The sequence below is a fragment of the Paraburkholderia silvatlantica genome (assembly GCF_003096715.1).
Classification (GTDB): Bacteria; Pseudomonadota; Gammaproteobacteria; order Burkholderiales; family Burkholderiaceae; genus Paraburkholderia; species Paraburkholderia silvatlantica.
Map to the genome: position 1 here is coordinate 1 of NZ_QEOL01000017.1, position 19,748 is coordinate 19,748.

19 protein-coding genes are annotated in these 19,748 nt (G+C 66.1%); 17 read left to right on the forward strand and 2 right to left on the reverse strand.

The annotated features are described in order from the left end of the window. Nucleotides 1-216: 216 nt before the first annotated feature. Nucleotides 217-456 (reverse strand): hypothetical protein, encoded by a 240-nt coding sequence (locus tag C7411_RS21705; protein WP_110386126.1) that lies wholly within the window; start codon nucleotides 454-456, stop codon nucleotides 217-219. 180 nt (nucleotides 457-636) lie between these two features. On the opposite strand from C7411_RS21705, the gene C7411_RS21710 reads away from it, so the two are divergent. Both C7411_RS21710 and C7411_RS21715 read left to right on the forward strand, forming a co-directional pair. Next, nucleotides 637-1,485 (forward strand): alpha/beta fold hydrolase, encoded by an 849-nt coding sequence (locus C7411_RS21710; RefSeq protein WP_110386127.1) that lies wholly within the window; start codon nucleotides 637-639, stop codon nucleotides 1,483-1,485. A 232-nt stretch (nucleotides 1,486-1,717) separates the two neighbouring features. After that, complete coding sequence (locus C7411_RS21715) at nucleotides 1,718-2,203, forward strand: hypothetical protein (protein ID WP_110386128.1); 486 nt, start codon at nucleotides 1,718-1,720, stop codon at nucleotides 2,201-2,203. Nucleotides 2,204-2,351: 148 nt separating this feature from the next. Here C7411_RS21715 and C7411_RS21720 read toward each other — a convergent pair whose 3' ends face one another. Then, a complete protein-coding gene (locus C7411_RS21720) occupies nucleotides 2,352-3,149 on the reverse strand; it encodes a MipA/OmpV family protein (RefSeq protein WP_110386129.1) in 798 nt (265 codons plus the stop codon). A 762-nt stretch (nucleotides 3,150-3,911) separates the two neighbouring features. Between C7411_RS21720 and leuC the strand changes: the two genes are divergently transcribed. The 15 genes from leuC to C7411_RS21790 all read left to right on the forward strand — a co-directional run bounded on the left by leuC (nucleotide 3,912) and on the right by C7411_RS21790 (nucleotide 19,748). After that, nucleotides 3,912-5,321 (forward strand): 3-isopropylmalate dehydratase large subunit, encoded by a 1,410-nt coding sequence (leuC, locus tag C7411_RS21725; RefSeq protein WP_110386130.1) that lies wholly within the window; start codon nucleotides 3,912-3,914, stop codon nucleotides 5,319-5,321. A gap of 12 nt (nucleotides 5,322-5,333) precedes the next feature. Continuing rightward, entirely contained in the window at nucleotides 5,334-5,984 is a 651-nt protein-coding gene (gene leuD, locus C7411_RS21730) for a 3-isopropylmalate dehydratase small subunit (protein WP_042272794.1), read from the forward strand. Nucleotides 5,985-6,032: 48 nt separating this feature from the next. After that, entirely contained in the window at nucleotides 6,033-7,100 is a 1,068-nt protein-coding gene (gene leuB, locus C7411_RS21735) for a 3-isopropylmalate dehydrogenase (RefSeq protein WP_110386131.1), read from the forward strand. A 29-nt stretch (nucleotides 7,101-7,129) separates the two neighbouring features. Next, on the forward strand, nucleotides 7,130-7,342 hold the full coding sequence (locus tag C7411_RS37095) for a hypothetical protein (protein WP_133253687.1): 213 nt from the start codon (nucleotides 7,130-7,132) through the stop codon (nucleotides 7,340-7,342). 82 nt (nucleotides 7,343-7,424) lie between these two features. Beyond that, on the forward strand, nucleotides 7,425-8,546 hold the full coding sequence (gene asd / locus C7411_RS21740) for an aspartate-semialdehyde dehydrogenase (RefSeq protein ID WP_110386132.1): 1,122 nt from the start codon (nucleotides 7,425-7,427) through the stop codon (nucleotides 8,544-8,546). A 164-nt stretch (nucleotides 8,547-8,710) separates the two neighbouring features. Next, the gene (locus C7411_RS21745; RefSeq protein WP_165822855.1) at nucleotides 8,711-11,044 is read left to right on the forward strand and encodes a FimV/HubP family polar landmark protein; all 2,334 of its coding nucleotides are present in this window, start codon (nucleotides 8,711-8,713) and stop codon (nucleotides 11,042-11,044) included. A gap of 16 nt (nucleotides 11,045-11,060) precedes the next feature. Next, on the forward strand, nucleotides 11,061-11,876 hold the full coding sequence (gene truA, locus C7411_RS21750) for a tRNA pseudouridine(38-40) synthase TruA (RefSeq protein WP_110386134.1): 816 nt from the start codon (nucleotides 11,061-11,063) through the stop codon (nucleotides 11,874-11,876). Nucleotides 11,877-11,961: 85 nt separating this feature from the next. Next, on the forward strand, nucleotides 11,962-12,642 hold the full coding sequence (locus C7411_RS21755; RefSeq protein ID WP_110386135.1) for a phosphoribosylanthranilate isomerase: 681 nt from the start codon (nucleotides 11,962-11,964) through the stop codon (nucleotides 12,640-12,642). 77 nt (nucleotides 12,643-12,719) lie between these two features. Then, the gene (gene trpB, locus C7411_RS21760) at nucleotides 12,720-13,913 is read left to right on the forward strand and encodes a tryptophan synthase subunit beta (RefSeq protein ID WP_110386136.1); all 1,194 of its coding nucleotides are present in this window, start codon (nucleotides 12,720-12,722) and stop codon (nucleotides 13,911-13,913) included. A gap of 21 nt (nucleotides 13,914-13,934) precedes the next feature. Then, a complete protein-coding gene (locus C7411_RS21765) occupies nucleotides 13,935-14,861 on the forward strand; it encodes a DNA-methyltransferase (protein ID WP_110386137.1) in 927 nt (308 codons plus the stop codon). A 53-nt stretch (nucleotides 14,862-14,914) separates the two neighbouring features. Continuing rightward, the gene (trpA, locus tag C7411_RS21770) at nucleotides 14,915-15,724 is read left to right on the forward strand and encodes a tryptophan synthase subunit alpha (protein WP_110386138.1); all 810 of its coding nucleotides are present in this window, start codon (nucleotides 14,915-14,917) and stop codon (nucleotides 15,722-15,724) included. 156 nt (nucleotides 15,725-15,880) lie between these two features. Beyond that, nucleotides 15,881-16,753: an acetyl-CoA carboxylase, carboxyltransferase subunit beta gene (gene accD, locus C7411_RS21775; protein ID WP_042272776.1), complete on the forward strand. Its 873-nt coding sequence runs from the start codon at nucleotides 15,881-15,883 to the stop codon at nucleotides 16,751-16,753. 197 nt (nucleotides 16,754-16,950) lie between these two features. Further along, entirely contained in the window at nucleotides 16,951-18,261 is a 1,311-nt protein-coding gene (folC, locus tag C7411_RS21780) for a bifunctional tetrahydrofolate synthase/dihydrofolate synthase (RefSeq protein WP_110386253.1), read from the forward strand. Between the two features lie 61 nt (nucleotides 18,262-18,322). Then, nucleotides 18,323-19,246, forward strand: a complete 924-nt coding sequence (locus C7411_RS21785) for an SPOR domain-containing protein (protein ID WP_110386139.1) — start codon at nucleotides 18,323-18,325, stop codon at nucleotides 19,244-19,246. Between the two features lie 7 nt (nucleotides 19,247-19,253). Next, nucleotides 19,254-19,748: a CvpA family protein gene (locus tag C7411_RS21790; protein ID WP_110386140.1), complete on the forward strand. Its 495-nt coding sequence runs from the start codon at nucleotides 19,254-19,256 to the stop codon at nucleotides 19,746-19,748.

Here is a 19,748-nt window from a genome sequence, read left to right on the forward strand (position 1 = left end):
CGAGATGATCGCCGACCCCGAGCAGAAGATCGGCCGTCCGCGCCAGCTGTTCATCGGCGAAACGCCGCGCGAAGCGAAGCCGATTTCGCAACGCTAAGCGGTTTCGCTTTGCCACGCCGCGCGACAGACGCCGCGCCGCGTGCAAGCGCTCACGCAAACGCCCCGACGGGTTCTCGCCCGTCGGGGCGTTTTCTTTGGCAGTAGCCGCGGCCGCGGTTAGATCCAGCCATCGATCTTCAGCCCGCTCGCCACTTGTGCTTCTTCGCGCGTGACCTCGCGCACGGTTTCGCCGAAGCTCCACACGTGGCCTTCGGGGTCGCATGCCACATAGACGCGGTCGCCGTAGAACTGCTGACGCGTAAAGCCGAACGCCTTTTCGAGCCAGTCGAGCGCGGCGAACGGGTCGCGATAGTAGACGGCAGACCCGAAGGCCGGACGCGGCGAGGTATTGCTCATGCTTGTCTCCCGGGCTGTACGTGTGACGAATCTAGCACCGGCGTGGTGCGCTTGCGTGCAGCGCGCTCATGCGTCTTCGCCGCACACGCATGGCCATTACCTCCGACGTAATCGTCAGCGCGCACGGCATCGGCCACCATGTCGCTCATCGGCACACCCCACCCGCAAGGAGCGACGACCATGACACGCGACACCTTCAACGCCCGCCAACCCGGCTACATCAACGTCGACGACGATACCGCGCTGCACTATCGCGACTGGGGCGATGGCGTGCCGCTCGTGTTCCTCTCGGGCTGGACGCTCAACGCCGACATGTGGAACTACCAGTGCGCGCCGCTCGCGGCCGCGGGCTTTCGCTGCGTGGCCTACGACCGCCGCGGGCATGGACGCTCGAGCGACCCGGGCCGCGGCTACGACTACGACACGCTCGCCGACGATCTCGAAGCCGTACTCGCCGCCCGTGGTCTGGCGCGAGTCACGCTGGTCGGCCATTCGTTCGCGAGCGGCGAGATCGTGCGTTATTTGAGCCGTCACGGCTCGCGCCGCGTGGCGGGCGTCGTGCTGGTTTCCCCTGCATCGACGCCCTGTTTGCTCAAGACTGCTGACAATCCCGGCGGGCTCGATGCGAGCCTCTTCGAAGCGTCCATCGAAGAGATGCTCACGTCGTTTCCCGACTGGATTTCGCGGCGCGCCGAAGCTTACTTTGGCCCCGGTACGTCGCACACGGTCATTCAGTGGACAGCCGACATGATGCTGGGCGCGTCGCTCCATGCCGCGGTCCAACTGTCGCGCGTGCAGATGGTCACCGACTTCCGCCGCGAACTGGCCGCGATCGACGTGCCGGCGCTCGTGCTGCACGGCGATTGCGACGCCTCGGCGCCGCTCGAGATCACCGGACGTCCCACCGCGGACGCGCTCGAACACGCGACGCTAAAGGTGTATGAGGGCGGCACGCATGGCATGTATTTCAACCACGCCGCGCGTGTGAACGGCGATATACGGGAGTTCGTCAAGCGGTGGCAGGCGTGAAACGCGGCACGCCCCATTGGCGCAAACAAGTCGCGGATACAAGTCGTAATGAGGGCCCGGCCATTCGCGGCTAGCGCAAAGGAATAGCGCCCCTGCGCCCCTCGTTTTGCAGATGACACGCGGCCCGCGCGAGCCACTCGCGCGCCGCGTGCCAGGCGTACCGACGGAGTCTTCACGGCCAAGGCGCACAGCCCGTGCGCCGCGAGGCCGGTCCGTCGAGAGGGGCGACATCATGCGCAAACTTCTCGCCTTCACTGCGCTGGCCTGTTTGCTGGGCGCCTGCACGGCACCGGTCGCGTCGCAGCAGGCCGCGGACGCGTCGTATTACCCGCCGCCCGGCTGCCGCACCGTCACCGGCACGGCAGAGATCGACGGCACACCGCAGGTCATCAGCGGCCTCGCCTGCCTGCAGCCCGACGGCACCTGGCAGATCGTGCAGGGTAACGACGGCACGCAGGTCTACCCCGTGGCATGGACCGACGCGACGACCTGGTACGCCGGCCCATGGTATGGCTGGTGGCCGCCGGTGTTCGTGGGCGGCTCGTTCGTGTTCGTCGATCACTTCCATCACTTTCATCACATGGATCACGTCTTTCCGGGCGGCCCGCATATGCATCCGGCGCCAGGCATGCACGGCGGATTTCATGGCGGTTTCCACGGTGGTCATGGCGGCGTCTGGAGCGGGGCGGGTGGCATGCACGGCGGCGCTCATCGCTGAGACACACTGCACGGCCTGATTGACGCACGACGAATCCTTTATGGCAGAGCAAAATGAGCGAAAAACGAGGAGTGCGGGGAGCGCTCCGTTTGAGCCGGGTGTGACCTTAATACGTGCCGAGCGTGTTCTTCGACTTGTGCGGGCGACGCTAGAACTGGTAGTTGATCGAGACGTCGCAAACGCCGCCCGTCTTCGACTGGATGATCGGGCTGTGCGAAGCGCTGCCGAGCAGGCGCTTGATGGCGCCGTCCGCGCTCACGAACCAGTGTTTGTTGACGAAGTACACCATGGTGATGCCGAAGCCGGCCGACTTGAGGCCCGCGCTCGCGTCGTACTGACGGTAACCCGATGCGGCCGCCTGCTGCGGCGTCACGCCAAACCAGCTCTGCATGTAGTTCGAGTCGGCGAAGGTGACCGAGGGGCCGGCGAACCAGTAGAAGCTCTGGTTGCTGCCCGGCAGCGGCATATAGGCGCCGAGGTCCGCAGTCCAGCCATTCGAACCGCCGAAGCTGCGCGTGAACGCAGTACGGAACACGAGCGGAAAGTCCTTCGAAATCACATATTCGCCGGCTATCTTCAATTCCGGCGCCGGGTTGATGTTACCCATGCCGTGCAGCCGCGTCGGGTCGTCCTGCCCACGCCGCCCGAGGTCGTAGGCCGCGGCGACGCTCACGCGCCAGTTCGGACCCTGCAGAACGTTGACGCCGAAACCTTCGCCCGTCGAGCCGAACAGAATGTCCTTGTAGCGCAGGTCGATGCTCGGCCCGACCAGCGTGTGATAGCGGTCCGAGCCGTCGTAGCGCGGTTCGAAGGTCGCGCCCACGCCGAGCCGCGCCTCGAAGTCGGGACGGTTCGGCTCGAACATCTTTTCGAGCGGAATGCCTGCGGAGTATTGCCATTCGCCGAGCGGCGAGGGGGTTTGCGCCTGGGCGCGCAGGGCGAGCATAACGAGGGCGCATGCCGCGGCGGCGAGAGACGCACGCCGCGCGGCACGCGGGCGGCGCGGCGCCGCTGGTTTTATTCTGCTTTTTCGTTGTTGCGCAGTGCGGATTGCGAGTGGCATGAAGCCTCCGGGTTTGCCTGGCCGGCCGCGGCGTCGTTTATTGGGTGTAATGAAATCACAAAGTGGAATTCCGTGCGGCCGGGCTCGTCTCGCAAACCTCGTGCCCGATCGCAATGTCACCTGGGTGATTCGTCGTGCAGCCTGTGGATACGACCGCCAGACGCGGGTGAAGGGTGCAGATAATCAGGATGACGAATTGAATTGCCGGCGCACCCGCGCACCGTTCTGGAGCCCCGTATTCGCCCCGCGCATTCGCCCCGATTAAACCCTGGCGCGAATTTGCCGTTAGACAGCCATGGACTTCGGCGATGCGGCCCCCCCTGTGTCGCGGAACCCGGAGCCCATGTTTCACCGTTCTCACAGCGGTAACCAACTTGCGCCGGTCGTGGTCGGGCCGGCGCATCCCCTTTTTTGCCTCCCGAATCCCTTCAACAAATGACCGGCGCGCGCGCCCGCTACGGCGCGGCACGGATGCGCCACGACATCGGCACTGGCCGGGTAACGCTGATACAGGTATCGCGACTACCACCATAACCCCCTGTTTTTTATCGCTTTTTTCGGAGTGAGCCCTGTGGCGGGCGGGTTTCGCGTGGCATAATCGACTCACACCGTATTGCCCCGCAGACAAACATCTCCCCGCACATCATGGCAAAGACGCTCTACGACAAATTGTGGGACACGCATGTGGTCCACACGGAAGACGATGGCACGACGATTCTCTACATCGACCGTCATCTGTTGCACGAAGTCACCAGTCCGCAGGCTTTCGAAGGCCTGAAGATGCACGAACGCCCGGTGTGGCGCATCAGCGCGAACCTGGCCGTGTCCGACCATAACGTGCCGACCACGGACCGCAGCCACGGCATCGCCGACCCGGTCTCGAAGCTGCAGGTGGACACGCTCGATTCGAACTGCGACGCCTTCGGCATCACGCAGTTCAAGATGGCCGACCAGCGCCAGGGCATCGTGCACATCGTCGGTCCGGAGCAGGGCGCGACGCTGCCCGGCATGACCATCGTCTGCGGCGACTCGCACACGTCCACGCACGGCGCGTTCGGTGCGCTCGCGCACGGCATCGGCACCTCGGAAGTCGAGCACGTGCTGGCCACGCAAACGCTCCTGCAAAAAAAGAGCAAGAACATGCTCGTGAAGGTCGAGGGGCAACTGCCGCGCGGCTGCACCGCGAAGGACATCGTGCTCGCGATCATCGGCAAGATCGGCACGGCGGGCGGCACGGGCTACGCCATGGAGTTCGGCGGCTCGATGATCCGCAGCCTCACGATGGAAGGCCGCATGACCGTGTGCAACATGGCGATCGAAGGCGGCGCGCGCGCCGGCATGGTCGCCGTGGACGACACCACGATCGAATACCTCAAGGGCCGTCCGTTCTCACCGCAAGGCGCGGAGTGGGACCAGGCCGTCGAGTACTGGAAGAACTTCCGCAGCGACGAAGGCGCGCACTTCGACCGCGTGGTCGAGCTGAGCGCGGCCGACATCGTGCCGCAGGTCACGTGGGGCACGTCGCCGGAAATGGTCACGGCCGTCGACAGCCGCGTGCCGGACCCCGAGCGCGAGAAAGACCCGGTCAAACGCGACGCGATGGAACGCGCCCTGCAATACATGGCGCTCGAACCGAATACGCCGATCGAGTCGATCAAGCCCGACAAGATTTTCATCGGCTCGTGCACGAACGCGCGCATCGAAGACCTGCGCTCCGCCGCTTACGTCGTGAAGAAGCTCGGCCGCCGCGTGGCGCCGAACATCCGCCTCGCGATGGTCGTGCCGGGCTCGGGTCTCGTGAAGGCGCAAGCCGAGCGCGAAGGCCTCGACAAGGTGTTCACCGAAGCCGGTTTCGAATGGCGCGAGCCGGGCTGCTCGATGTGTCTCGCGATGAACGCCGACCGGCTGGAGCCGGGCGAGCGCTGCGCGTCCACCTCGAACCGCAACTTCGAAGGCCGTCAGGGCGCGGGTGGCCGCACGCACCTCGTGAGCCCGGCCATGGCAGCCGCGGCGGCAATCGAAGGCCATTTCGTCGACATTCGCAAGCTGGGGTAAGGCTACACGATCATGGAAAAATTCATCGTACACACCGGCGTCGTGGCGCCGCTCGATCGCGAGAATGTCGATACCGACGCGATCATTCCCAAGCAGTTCCTCAAGTCGATCAAGCGCACCGGCTTCGGGCCGAATGCCTTCGACGAATGGCGTTACCTCGACCACGGCGAGCCGGGCCAGGACAACTCGAAGCGTCCGCTCAATCCGGATTTCGTGCTGAACCAGCCGCGTTATCAGGGCGCGTCGGTCCTGCTCACGCGCAAGAACTTCGGCTGCGGCAGCTCGCGCGAGCACGCGCCGTGGGCGCTCGACCAGTACGGTTTCCGCGCGATCATCGCGCCGAGCTTCGCGGACATCTTCTATAACAACTGCTTCAAGAACGGCCTGCTGCCGATCGTACTTTCCGAATCGGATGTCGATCACCTGTTCAACGAGACATACGCGTTCAACGGCTTCCAGCTCACGATCGATCTGGACAAGCAGGTCGTGCGCACGACGGACGGCTCGAAGGAATACCCGTTCGAAGTGGCCGCGTTCCGCCGCTACTGCCTCCTGAACGGCTTCGACGACATCGGCCTCACGCTGCGTCACGCCGACAAGATCCGCCAGTACGAAGCCGAGCGTCTCGCGCGCCAGCCGTGGCTGAACAACCGCGTGCTTTGATACGCGGAGAATAAACGCACACCGAACAACTGAGCGAGGAATCACAGGATGAAGATTGCAGTGCTGCCGGGCGACGGCATCGGTCCCGAGATCGTCAAGGAAGCCGTCAAGGTGCTCAACGCGCTCGACGAAAAGTTCGAGCTGGAAGAGGCGCCCGTTGGCGGCGCGGGCTACGAGGCAAGCGGCCACCCGCTGCCCGAGGCAACGCTCGCGCTGGCTAAATCCGCCGACGCGATCCTGTTCGGCGCCGTGGGCGACTGGAAGTACGACAAGCTGGAGCGCGCGCTGCGTCCGGAGCAGGCCATTCTCGGCCTGCGCAAGCATCTGGAACTGTTCGCGAATTTCCGTCCGGCGATCTGCTATCCGCAGCTCACGGGGGCGTCGTCGCTGAAGCCGGAAATCGTTTCGGGCCTCGACATCCTGATCGTGCGCGAACTGAACGGCGACATCTACTTCGGCCAGCCGCGCGGCACGCGCGAAGCGCCGGACGGCAACTTCAAGGGCGCGCGCGAAGGCTTCGACACGATGCGCTATGCGGAGCCGGAAGTGCGCCGCATCGCTCACGTGGCGTTCCAGGCCGCGCAAAAGCGCCAGAAGAAGCTGACCTCGGTCGACAAGGCCAACGTGCTCGAAACGTCGCAATTCTGGAAGGACATCATGATCGATGTCTCGAAGGAATATCCGGACGTCGAGCTGTCGCACATGTACGTCGACAACGCGGCCATGCAGCTCGTGAAGGCGCCGAAGGCGTTCGACGTGGTGGTGACCGGCAACATGTTCGGCGACATTCTCTCGGACGAAGCCGCGATGCTCACAGGCTCGATCGGCATGCTGCCCTCGGCTTCGCTCGACAAGAACAACAAGGGTCTGTACGAGCCGTCGCACGGTTCGGCGCCGGATATCGCGGGCAAGGGCATCGCCAACCCGCTCGCCACGATCCTTTCGGCTGCCATGATGCTGCGTTACTCGCTCGGTCGTCCGGAGCAGGCGGACCGCATCGAGAACGCGGTGAAGAAGGTGCTCGAACAAGGCTATCGCACCGCCGACATCGTCACGCCGGACTGCAAGCAGGTCGGCACGGTGGCAATGGGCGACGCCGTGATCGCAGCGCTCTAACGCCGCACAAAGGGCATGCCGTTCCAGGCATGCCTTTTTTGCTTCGCGCGCCTGATGAACGGGCGTCGCAAATAGCGGAAAGTATGGTTTTTTCCGCGCAATTCAACTGTTTCGTGTATATTGCTTCGATGGCGAAGATCTCCCCGATCACGACTGTTACGAACATCCGCGGCACGGCCCGCGCGATTTCGCTCGCCATTACCACGAAAACCACGATTACGAAAACGATCACCATTCGTTGATCGCTCGTCGTGCCCGCTCATCTTCCCCGCGCGGCCACGCCGGGCGAGCGAAGCGGGGAAGTGTCCATCTCAAGGGTTAGTCATGAACGTAGGTCTCGTAGGTTGGCGCGGCATGGTCGGCAGCGTGCTGATGCAGCGCATGCAGGAAGAACGTGATTTCGACCTGATCGAACCGGTGTTTTTCAGCACCAGCAATGCAGGCGGCGCGGCTCCGTCGTTCGCCAAAAACGAGACGAAGCTCAAGGACGCGAACAGCGTCGACGAGCTCAAGAAGTGCGACATCATCATCACTGCACAAGGCGGCGACTACACCAACGAGGTGTATCCGAAGCTGCGCGCGGCGGGCTGGAACGGCTACTGGATCGACGCGGCCTCGGCGCTGCGCATGAAGGACGACGCCGTCATCATCCTCGACCCGGTCAACCTCGACGTCATCAAGGACGCGCTGGTCAAGGGTCAGAAGGACTTCGTCGGCGGCAACTGCACGGTCAGCCTCATGCTGATGGCGCTGGGCGGCCTGTTCCGCGAGAACCTCGTCGACTGGATGACGGCCATGACCTACCAGGCCGCTTCGGGCGCGGGCGCGCAGAACATGCGCGAACTGCTCTCGCAGATGGGCGCGCTCCACGCATCGGTTGCGAGCGACCTGGCGAATCCGTCGTCGGCGATCCTCGACATCGACCGCAAGGTGCTCGCCACCATGAACAGCGACGCCATGCCGACCGAACACTTCGGCGTGCCGCTCGCGGGCTCGCTGATTCCGTGGATCGACAAGGACCTCGGCAACGGCATGTCGAAGGAAGAGTGGAAGGGCGGCGCGGAAACCAACAAGATTCTCGGCAAGCCGGCCATGGGCCAGCCGGGCTCGGTTCCGGTGGACGGCCTGTGCGTGCGTATCGGCGCGATGCGCTGCCATTCGCAGGCGCTCACGATCAAGCTGAAGAAGGACGTGCCGCTCGACGAGATCGACGGCATCCTCGCCTCGGCCAACGACTGGGTCAAGGTCGTGCCGAACCAGCGCGAGGCTTCGATGCGCGATCTGTCGCCGGCCGTGGTCACGGGTACGCTGTCGGTGCCGGTGGGCCGTCTGCGCAAGCTGGCGATGGGCGGCGAGTATCTGTCGGCCTTCACAGTGGGCGACCAGCTGCTGTGGGGTGCGGCTGAACCGCTGCGCCGCATGTTGCGCATTCTGCTCGACAAGTGAATGAATTAAACTACGCGGCTAATGACGCGTAGACAGGGTGAAAAGCGCCGCGCCAGTCGCGGCGCTTTTTTATTGCATGCTTTTATTGCATGCATCGATGCAATCGCCCCGCAGCACACTCCTATTTGATCGACAGCCGCAAGAGCGGTATGCCAGGGCAACTGATGATCGTTCGATTTGATTCTGTTTCCGCCGCGCCTCGCGCGAAGCGCGCCCAAGGGCGGCGCGCCATCCGCGCCACCGTGGCGGCGGCGAGTTTCCTGTTCTGCGGCTTCGCCGCTGCGCAGGGCGGCGCGAGTGCGGCGCCAGGCGCTGCCGCCAGTGCTGCCACGGGTGCGTCTTCCGCCGCGGCGGCGGTGGGCATCGCTGGACAATACACGGTTCGTCCCGGCCAGTCGTTGCACGACGTGGCCGTCGACGTCACGCAGTCGCACGACAAGGCCACGCTCGCACGCATGAGCCAGGCGCTCTTCAATGCGAATCCCGGTGCGTTCATCAAGCAGGATCCCAGCCGCATGCGCGTGGGTGCGACGCTGAACGTGCCGGCTACGCCGGACGTTTCCAGCGCGGCGGCGGGCATCACGGCGGCATCCGGTGGGGCGGCTTCGGCGGGCGCTTCGGCTGCCGCCAGCGCGCCCGCGGCGGCTGCGCCTGCCAGCACACCCACCGCTGCTTCGAGCGCTGCTGCTTCGAGCGCTGCCGCTGAGGCGGTAGCGGCTGCATCGTCGGCGGCTGCCGCCGCGACGGGCGGCGCGAGTTCGGCCAGCACTGCCGCGACGACTGCAACAACGGCCTCGGCAACGGCTTCGGCAGTCCCAGCGAGCAGCCCCGAAGCGGCTGCGCAAGGCGCTTCGGGCGCCGCTGCGCTGGGCGCCAGCGCAGCGGCGCCGGCGGCCAGCGACGCGCACGTGTGGAGCGGTTCGATCCAGTCGGCCCCGGCCAGCGGCGCATCGGCCCAGAGCGCGAAGGGCGCGCCCGTGACGGTCTCCAGCCTGCAGCAGCTTCTAGCCTTGAAGAACCGCGTGCTGATGGCGTTGCAGCAGCACGGCATCGGCAAGCCGGCGCAGACGGCGGGCGGCGCTTCCGCAGGTGCGCCTGTTGCGCAAGGTGGCGCGCCTGTGCAGAACGGCGCGGCGAACGCCGGCCCGGCTGGCGGCCAACCGGAAGTCTCGCCGATCGCCATGGGTGCCGTGGCGGCGGTCGTCGTGGCGCTGCTGGCGTTGTTCGTGCGCCTGCTCATGCGCAAGCGAAAGAAACCGGCTGATCAGGCGCCTGAGGTCTCGTCCGAAGCGCACGAGCCGACGCCGTCTGGATCGGCCGCCGCCGCCGTGGCTGCCGCGCCTGCGGCCGAGGAAACGCCGGTATTGCGCGAGCCGGTTACGCGCGCCGGGGATGAACCGGGCGTGAACGACGTCGCGCCCGTGGAGGAAGCGCAGTTTGCGCCGCCGGTCGAGCCGGCCGAACCCGCCGCGGACGAAGCCACGATCACGCCGGTGCCCACGCCAGTTGTGACGGCCGCGCCGCTCGAGCACGACGAAGCGCCGCCGCCGACCCTCACGGAGACGCTGCACCCGGCCGCCCCGCAAGGGCCCGCGGTGGCGCAGGAAGTTCACGCAGCACACGAACTGCCGCATGGCGTCGAACCGGGCGAACCGCAGACGCTTGCCGACGCGACCGAAGTCGCAAGCCTCGCCGCCGCGGCGGCGCTGGGGGCGGATGCGCTGCCGCCCGAAAGTGCTGGTGCGCCGCGTACAGCCGAAGACGCCGAGGCGCTGGCGCGCACGCTGGAGGAGCCGGCGCGCGCCCAACAGCCTGCTGCGCCCGATATCGCGCTCGATTTCGGCGATGGCGTACCGCAAGCCGCGCCAGCCGCGCAAACGCCGCAGGCCGAACCGCCCGTCGCGACTCCGCCCATCGGTGAAGCCTTCGAGCGCCCCCCGGCGCCGCGTACCGCACCAGAAATTCCGTCAGCACCCACAGTCACCGAAGAAGACACGAGCTACGCCGCAGTACCGATCGCGTTCCCGCACGATGCCGTCGAGGCGCTGGGCGGCCTCGACCTGCCCCTGCCGCCGCGCATCGGGGAGCCGGTCATGCCCACGCAGCCGCTCTCGACCGAGCCGGCCGCCACGCCCGAGGCCTCGGCGCGTCTCGCGGCGCCGTTCTTCGAGCCGCCTGCGCCGCTGGCGGGCCAGGCCATCGAGGCGGGTACGGCAGGCGCAGGCGCGCTCGCGGGCCTCGGCGCGCCGCGCTTTGGCGCGCTCACGCTCGACTTCGACCTGAACCTGCCGCCCGATGCGGCCGAGCCGCTGCCGGTCTTCACGCCCGAGCAGCTCGCGCGCATCGCGCGCAACAAGCTCGATCTCGCGCACGAATACATCGCGCTTGGCGATGTGTCCGGCGCGCGCTCGCTCATCAACGAAGTGATCGAGTCGAACGATCCCGCCACGCGCAGCGACGCGCAGGCGTTGCTGTCGACGCTCGCTCCGCTTTCGTGACGCTGCTGCAAGCCGTATGCGTATCGCGCTAGGAATCCAGTACGACGGCGCCGCGTTTTGCGGCTGGCAGTCGCAGCCGCACGGCAAGACGGTGCAGGACGCGCTCGAGCGCGCGCTGCGCGAGTTCGCCACCGTGCCGCTGCCCACCGTCGTCGCCGGCCGCACCGACACGGGCGTGCACGGACTCGGCCAGGTGGTGCACTTCGACACCGGCCTCGACCGCACGCCGTTCTCGTGGGTGCGCGGCACCAATGCGTTCCTGCCCTCCACGGTGGCCGTGCAATGGGCCAAGCCGATGCCCGAGGCGTTCCACGCGCGCTTCGCGGCGTTCGAGCGCACCTACTACTACGTACTCTACGTGAACCCCGTGCGCTCGCCGATGCTGGCGGCACGCGCGGGCTGGATCCACACGCCGCTCGACGTCGATGCCATGCGCGAGGCGGCGGCGCACCTCATCGGCGAGCACGATTTTTCGTCGTTTCGGTCGTCGGAGTGCCAGGCGAAGACGCCGGTCAAGCATCTGTACCAGATCGACATCCGGCCGCAGGGCGACTTCATCCACTTCCGCTTTCGCGCCAACGCGTTCCTGCACCACATGGTGCGCAACCTCATGGGTTGCCTCGTGGCCGTGGGGCGAGGGCGCTATCCGGCCGCGTGGATGGCCGAGGTGCTGGCGGGCCGCGACCGCACCGTGGCCGCGCCGACCTTCATGCCCGATGGCCTCTATCTCGCCCAGGTAGGCTATCCTGATGAGTTCGCGGTACCCGCGCCGCATACCGCCAGCGTGCCGTGGAGCGCGATCTGGAGCGATGCGCCCGAAGGCCGTGCCTGAGGCTGCTCCGCGGGTCGCACCCGCAATCGCGGCGCGCTTGAAGCATCGGAATTGAATCATTGAAACCAACACTACACCTGGAACCATGACGTCAGCCGAGCAACTCGCCCCCGCGCACCGCACCCGCATCAAGCTGTGCGGACTTTCGACGCCCGAGGCGGTTGCGCACGCCGTCGACCTCGGCGCCGACGCCGTCGGTTTCGTGTTCTACCCGCCGAGCCCCCGTTCGGTGAGCGTGGCGCAGGCGGTCGAGCTCACGCACGACCTGCCGCCGTTCGTTTCGGTGGTGGGCCTCTTCGTGAACGCCACGCCGCAGTGGATGAGCGAAGTGGCGAGCAACGTCTCGCTCACCATGCTGCAGTTCCACGGCGACGAAACGCCCGAGCAGTGCGAGTCGCTGGCGTCCGTTGCCGGTTTGCCCTGGTTGCGCGCGCTACGTGTAGCGGCCGATACTCAGCAGGCCGATTTGATAGAATCGGCTAATCGTTATTCATCAGCCAGCGGCCTGTTGTTCGACACCCATGTCGAAGGTTACGGCGGCGGCGGAAAGGTCTTCGATTGGTCACTTATTCCCGCAGGGCTCGCGCGTCGGGCCGTTTTGAGTGGTGGCTTGAACGCGCAAAACGTCGGTGATGCGATTCGCCAGGTGCGTCCGTTCGCTGTCGATGTCTCCAGTGGCATCGAGGTTCCGGGCGCAAAGGGCGTGAAGGATCACGCCCGCATGGCGGCGTTCGTGCGCGCAGTGCGCGAAGCGGACGCGGGATGAATCCGGGGCAGATGCCCCTTTGGCCGGCACGGCCCGCGCAATGCGGGTCCTTCCAGGTCCGGCCGAGCGAGTGACTTATGTACAATTTGCCAGATGAACGCGGCCATTTCGGCCCTTATGGCGGCGTGTTCGCTGCTGAAACCCTCATGCAGGCGATCGACGAGCTGCGCGACGCCTACGCGAAATACAAGGACGATCCCGACTTCCGCGCCGAGTATGAGCGCGAGTTGAAGCATTTCGTCGGCCGTCCGTCGCCGATCTATCACGCACAGCGCTGGAGCGAACTGCTGGGCGGCGCGCAGATCTACCTCAAGCGCGAAGACCTGAATCACACCGGCGCGCACAAGGTGAACAACGTGATCGGTCAGGCGTTGCTCGCGAAGCGCATGGGCAAGCCGCGCGTGATCGCCGAAACCGGTGCAGGTCAGCACGGCGTGGCCACGGCCACCATCGCGGCGCGCTTCGGCATGGAGTGCGTGGTCTACATGGGCGCCGAGGACGTGCGCCGCCAGGCCGCCAACGTCTACCGCATGAAGCTGCTGGGCGCGACCGTGGTTCCGGTCGAGTCGGGCTCGCGCACGCTCAAGGATGCGCTCAACGAAGCCATGCGCGACTGGGTCACCAACGTCGAAAACACCTTCTACATCATCGGCACTGTGGCGGGCCCGCACCCGTACCCGATGATGGTGCGCGACTTCCAGCGCGTGATCGGCGACGAATGCCGCGTGCAGATGCCCGAAATGACGGGCCGCCAGCCCGACTCCGTGATCGCCTGCGTGGGCGGCGGTTCGAACGCGATGGGCATCTTTTACCCGTATATCGACGACAGTTCCGTGCAATTGATCGGCGTCGAGCCCGCCGGCGACGGCATGGAGACGGGCCGTCACGCCGCTTCGCTCGCGGCGGGCACCGTGGGCGTGCTGCACGGCAACCGCACGTATCTGCTGCAGGACGAGAACGGCCAGATCATCGAGACGCATTCGGTCTCGGCGGGCCTCGACTATCCGGGCGTCGGTCCCGAGCACGCGTGGCTCAAGGACAGTGGCCGCGCGCAGTACGTGACCATCGACGACGAGGAAGCGCTCAAGGCTTTCCATGACTGCTGCCGTATCGAAGGCATCATTCCCGCGCTCGAATCGAGCCATGCGCTCGCATACGCGGCGAAGCTCGCGCCCACGTTGCCGAAGGAGAAAATCCTGCTGGTGAACCTGTCGGGCCGGGGCGACAAGGACATGCACACGGTCGCCGAGCGATCGGGCATCCAGTTCTGAGCGCCCGGAGCGACGCAAAAGATGCGTGACGAGTTCGACGAGCCGGAAGTGCCGGCGCCCGTGGGCGAGGTGAACACTGAGGTGAATGCCGAGGTGAACGCAAATGCGGCTGCTCTGGAAGCCGCCGAAGCGTTCGCCAACGCAGCCGCCGGGTCACCCGCACTCGCCACGGTGCCGGAAACCATCCGGCTCCTGAACCGCGATTTTCTGACCGATGCAGCCAGCCTGCCCGACGCCTCGATCGACCTGATCGTCGCCGACCCGCCCTACGGGCTCGGCAAGGACTACGGCAACGACTCCGACATGCGTTCGGGCGAGAACTTTCTCGCCTGGACGTACGAATGGCTCGACCTGGCGATTCCGAAGCTCAAGCCCACGGGCTCGCTCTACGTGTTCTGCACGTGGCAGTACGCGCCCGAGATCTTCGTCTATCTCAAGTCGAAACTCACGATGATCAACGAGATCGTCTGGGATCGTCGCGTCCCCAGCATGGGTGGCACGACGCGCCGTTTCACCTCGGTGCACGACAACATCGGTTTCTTCGCGGTGTCGAAGGATTACTACTTCGATCTCGATCCCGTCCGCATCCCGTACGATGCCGCCACGAAGAAGGCGCGTTCGCGCAAGTTGTTCGAAGGCAGCAAGTGGCTGGAACTCGGCTACAACCCCAAGGACGTCTGGTCCGTCTCGCGTCTGCACCGCCAGCACGCGGAGCGCGTGGATCATCCCACCCAGAAGCCCCTGGAAATCGTCGAGCGCATGGTGCTCGCGAGCTGCCCGCCGGGCGGCCGCGTGCTGGACCCGTTCATGGGCAGCGGCACCACGGCAGTGGCTTGCACGCGTCAGCAGCGCGAATTCGTCGGCTATGAAATTAACGAAAGTTACTGCGCGATCGCGCGCGAACGCGTCAGCGCGGCCGCCGCATGCGCCGTCGCGGCCGGTGCCTGATGCGCCGCCGCCGGACCCACGCCCAGTAACGCCTAAAAGCTGAGGATCCTGAAATGTCCCGTATCAAAACCACGTTCGAGGCGCTCGCCGCCCAAGGCCGCAAAGGCCTGATCCCTTTCATGACGGCAGGCGACCCCGATCCCGCACGAACCGTCGAGTTCATGCACGCGCTGGCGGCCGGCGGCGCCGATGTCATCGAGCTGGGCGTGCCGTTTTCCGACCCGATGGCCGACGGTCCCGTGATCCAGCAGTCGTCCGAGCGCGCGCTCGAGAAGGGCGTGACGCTCAAGAGCGTGCTCGCCGACGTGAAGCGCTTTCGCGAAACCGACGACAAGACGCCCGTCGTGCTGATGGGCTACGCGAATCCCATCGAACGCATGGGTGCCGACGCCTTCGCGCAGGCCGCGAAGGAAGCGGGCGTGGACGGCGTGCTCGTGGTGGACTATCCGCCCGAGGAGTCGGTCGAGTTCGCGGCGAAGATGAAGGCCGCCGACATCGATCCGATCTTTCTGCTCGCGCCGACTTCGACGGATGAACGAATCGCGGAAGTGGGTCAGGCCGCGAGCGGCTATGTTTATTACGTCTCGCTCAAGGGCGTGACGGGCGCCGCGAATCTGGACGTTTCGAGCATCGCGGGTAAAATCCCGGCGATCAAGAAACATGTCTCGCTGCCCGTGGGCGTGGGCTTCGGCATTCGCGACGCGCAAACGGCCGCTGCTGTTGCGCAGGTGTCGGACGCCGTGGTGATCGGCAGCCGCATTGTTCAGTTGCTCGAACAGGCCACGCCGGAGACGGCCGCCGACACACTCACGCAGTTCATCACGGGCATACGCGCGGCGCTGGATGAGGTCTCCGTCGCGTAGGCCGCAGGCCCTGGCGTAGTTGGCTGGATTCGAGACTGCTGTAAAATCCACTTTTCGCCATGCGCGGTCGGGGTCGGAACCCGGTCGGTTTTACCGATCGGACGATGAAACGGTCCGCCGCGCCCGCGCATCACGAAGGTCAAGGAAGGAACATCAATGAGCTGGCTCGATAAACTGCTGCCGCCCAAGATCAAGCAAACCGATCCGAAAAGCCGCAAGAGCATTCCGGAAGGGTTGTGGATCAAGTGCCCGTCGTGCGAAGCGGTTCTGTACCGCAACGACGTCGAGGCGAATCTCCACGTCTGCCCGAAGTGCGATCACCACATGCGCATTGGCGCGCGCGAGCGTCTGGACGGCCTGCTCGATCCGGAAGGCCGCTATGAAATCGGTCAGGAAATCATCCCGGTCGACGCGCTCAAGTTCAAGGACAGCCGCAAGTATCCGGACCGCCTGAAAGAGGCGATGGACGAAACCGGCGAAACCGACGCCATGGTGGTGATGGGCGGCGCGATCCGCACGCTGCCCGTGGTGGTGGCCTGCTTCGAGTTCTCGTTCATGGGCGGGTCGATGGGTTCGGTGGTCGGCGAGCGTTTCGCGCGCGGCGCGCAAAACGCGCTCGAGCAGCAAGTGCCGTTCATCTGCTTCACGGCTTCGGGCGGCGCGCGCATGCAGGAAAGCCTGCTTTCGCTCATGCAGATGGCCAAGACCACGGCCATGCTGACGAAGCTGGCCGAAGCCCGGCTGCCGTTCATTTCCGTGCTGACCGACCCGACGATGGGCGGCGTTTCGGCGAGCTTCGCGTTCCTTGGCGACGTGGTGATCGCCGAGCCGAAGGCGCTGATCGGCTTTGCCGGCCCGCGCGTGATCGAGCAGACCGTGCGCGAAAAGCTGCCGGAAGGCTTCCAGCGCGCCGAATTCCTGCTGCAGAAGGGCGCGATCGACATGATCGTGGATCGCCGCAAGCTGCGCGACGAAATCGCGCAAATGCTGGCGCTGCTGCAGCGTCAGCCCGCCGACGCGGTGGCTTGAGCCCTGCCTTGAGCGATCCGCGGCGCTGCGTGCGCCGCAAGCCGCAAGCCGCAACGCTCTACCCAACGCGCCGCGAGCGAAAGCAAGCGGCGCGTTGTCATTTCCGCGATAATGCCGTTCTTTCGAAGCGGATCATTCGCGTGAACCCTCCGCCGCCGGCGGCGTCTCACGCGCAGCACCTGGCAATTTCCATCCTGATGAGTACCTTTCCCACCCTCGACGCGTGGCTCACGCACCTCGAAACTGCGCATCCGGTCGGCATCGACATGGGGCTGGACCGCATCCGTCAGGTGAAGGACGCGCTGAACCTCAAGTTCGACTGCCCGATCATCACGGTTGGCGGCACGAACGGGAAGGGCTCGACCTGCGCGATCCTCGAAACGATCCTGCTCAAGGCGGGCTATCACGTGGGCTGCCACACCTCGCCGCATCTGCTCGAGTTCAACGAGCGCGCGCGCGTGGACGGCCAGCAGGTCAGCGACGCCGAGCTGCTGCCGCACTTCGAGGCCGTGGAAGCCGGGCGCAATGCGCTCGCCACGCCCGTTACGCTCACGTACTTCGAGTTCACGACGCTCGCGATCATGCATCTGTTCGCCTCGCGCGGGCTCGACGCCGTGATCTTCGAGGTGGGTCTCGGCGGGCGTCTGGACGCCGTCAACGTGCTCGACACCGATTGCGCGATCATCACGAGCATCGACCTCGATCACACCGAATACCTCGGCGACACGCGCGAGAAGATCGCGTTCGAGAAGGCCGGCATCTTCCGGGCGGGCAAGCCCGCGATCTGCGCCGATCCGATGGCGCCGCAGTCGCTCATCGACCATGCTGAGGCGATCGGCGCCGAACTGTGGCTCTTCGGCCGCGATTTCCGCTACGAAGGGCAACCCGGCAACGAGCGCCAGCAATGGAGCTACGTGGGCCCGACGATGCGGCGCTCGGCGCTGGCCTATCCGGCGCTGCGCGGCGCGAACCAGCTGATCAACACCTCGGCCGCGCTCGCGGGCCTCGAGTCGCTGCGCGCGAGGCTGCCGGTTTCCGCGCAGGACATCCGCCTCGGCCTCGCCAACGTCGAACTGCCGGGGCGCTTCCAGGTGCTGCCGGGCAAGCCGTCGATCATCCTCGACGTCGGCCACAACCCGCACGCGGCAGCCGTGCTCGCGCAAAACCTCGGCAGCATGGGCTATTTCCCGTACACCTACGCGGTGTTCGGCGCGATGCGCGACAAGGACATCGCGGGCGTGATCGAGCACCTGAAGGGCGAGATCGACCACTGGTGCGTGACGGATCTGCCGCTGCCGCGCGCGGCCACGGCCGTGCAGCTCGAAGACGTGCTGCGCGATGCGGGCGTGACGGACGGCGCTAATAGCAGCGTCACGCGCCACGAAAATCCCGCTGCCGCCTTCCAAGATGCGCTAAAACGTGCAACCGAAAATGATAGAATTATTGTTTTCGGAAGTTTTCTGACGGTTGCCGGGGTCATGGCCTGGCGAAAGTCGCAGCAGCACTGACCGCCCGGCACCGCACGCCGCCCACGTAAGACAGGCCAGGTAGGCCAACAGCAAGCCATACATGGGAATTTTCTCGTTCGGCAAGAAAGATGACGCTGACGCGCCCCGCCGGCGCGGCACTGAGTCCGGCTCCAGCCGGCGCAGCAATCCGGGCGCGCGCGTGGAGCGGCGCAGCCGCCGGCCGGACCGGTCGGGCGACGCCGAAGCCATGCTGCTCGACCCCACGCTCCCTGAAAAGCAACGCGCGCGCCGCCGTCTTGTCGGTGCGATCGCGCTGGTGCTCGCGGCCATCGTGATCCTGCCGATGGTGCTCGATTCGCACCCGAAACCCGTCACCGACGACATCGCCATCGACATTCCGAGCCGCCCGGCCGACAAGGCCGCCGCGCGCCAGCACGACGCCGAAGACACGCAAGCCGGCGTCGCCCCCGACGATCCCGCGCCCGCGCAAGCGACGCCTGGCGCGTCGGGCCTCGCTGCCGCTTCGGGCGCCGCGGCCACGCAGAGTGCGCAAAGCACGGACAACACGCCGGCAACGGCTGCCAAAAAGCCCGCCCAGGCGGCAACCGCTCCGGCCCAGTCGACCCAAACCGCTCAAACGCAAAAGCCGGCTGCCAGGCCGGCGGTGTCGGCCAGCACGGCCATTGCCGCGAACAGCAAGCAGACAACTGCCGCAAACGACAACGCCGAGAGCCGCGACGGCAACGGCGCGAAAGCCGAATCCGGCACGCCGGCGGCGCCCCCGGGCGCGCGTTACGCGGTGCAGCTCGGCGCGTTCTCGAATGGCACGACGGCGAACAACTGGGTAACGAAGTTGAAAGCGGCGGGCGTACCCGCATATACCGAACAGCGTAAGGAAGCAGACGGCACGACGCGCACGCTGCTGCGCGCGGGCCCGTTCCCGGACCGCGCCTCGGCCACGGCGGCGATCGCCAGGGTGCGCGGCGCCGGCCTGATGGCGGGCTCGAACGCCAACGCGGAATAAGCCGTCGATGTTCACGGCATTCGACTACGCTGTAATGGCGGTGATCGGCCTGTCGGCGCTGCGCGGCGCGTGGCGGGGCTTGATCGGCGAGATTTTTGGATTGATCGGCTGGATCGCGGCGTTGCTCGTGGCCTGCCGCTACGTGGACCGCGTGGTGCCCTGGATTCCGGCGAACTGGCCGGGCGGGGCGCTTACCCAGTGGCTGATCGCCTTCGCGCTGATCGTCGTTGCCGTGGTGCTCGTAGCCGGCGTGGGCAACGCACTGATCGGCCGTCTGGTGCAGGTGAGCGGATTGTCCGGCGTGGACCGTTCGCTCGGGATGATGTTCGGCCTCGTGCGAGGCGTCGTGCTGGTGCTGATCCTCGTCGTCCTCGGCGGGCTGACCGAGCTGCCCCAGCAGGACTTCTGGCGCCACGCGCTGCTGCGGCCCTATGCCGTGCAGGGCGTGCTCGAACTGAAACCGCTGTTGCCCGAGGCGCTCGCGGCCTACGTTCACGTTTGA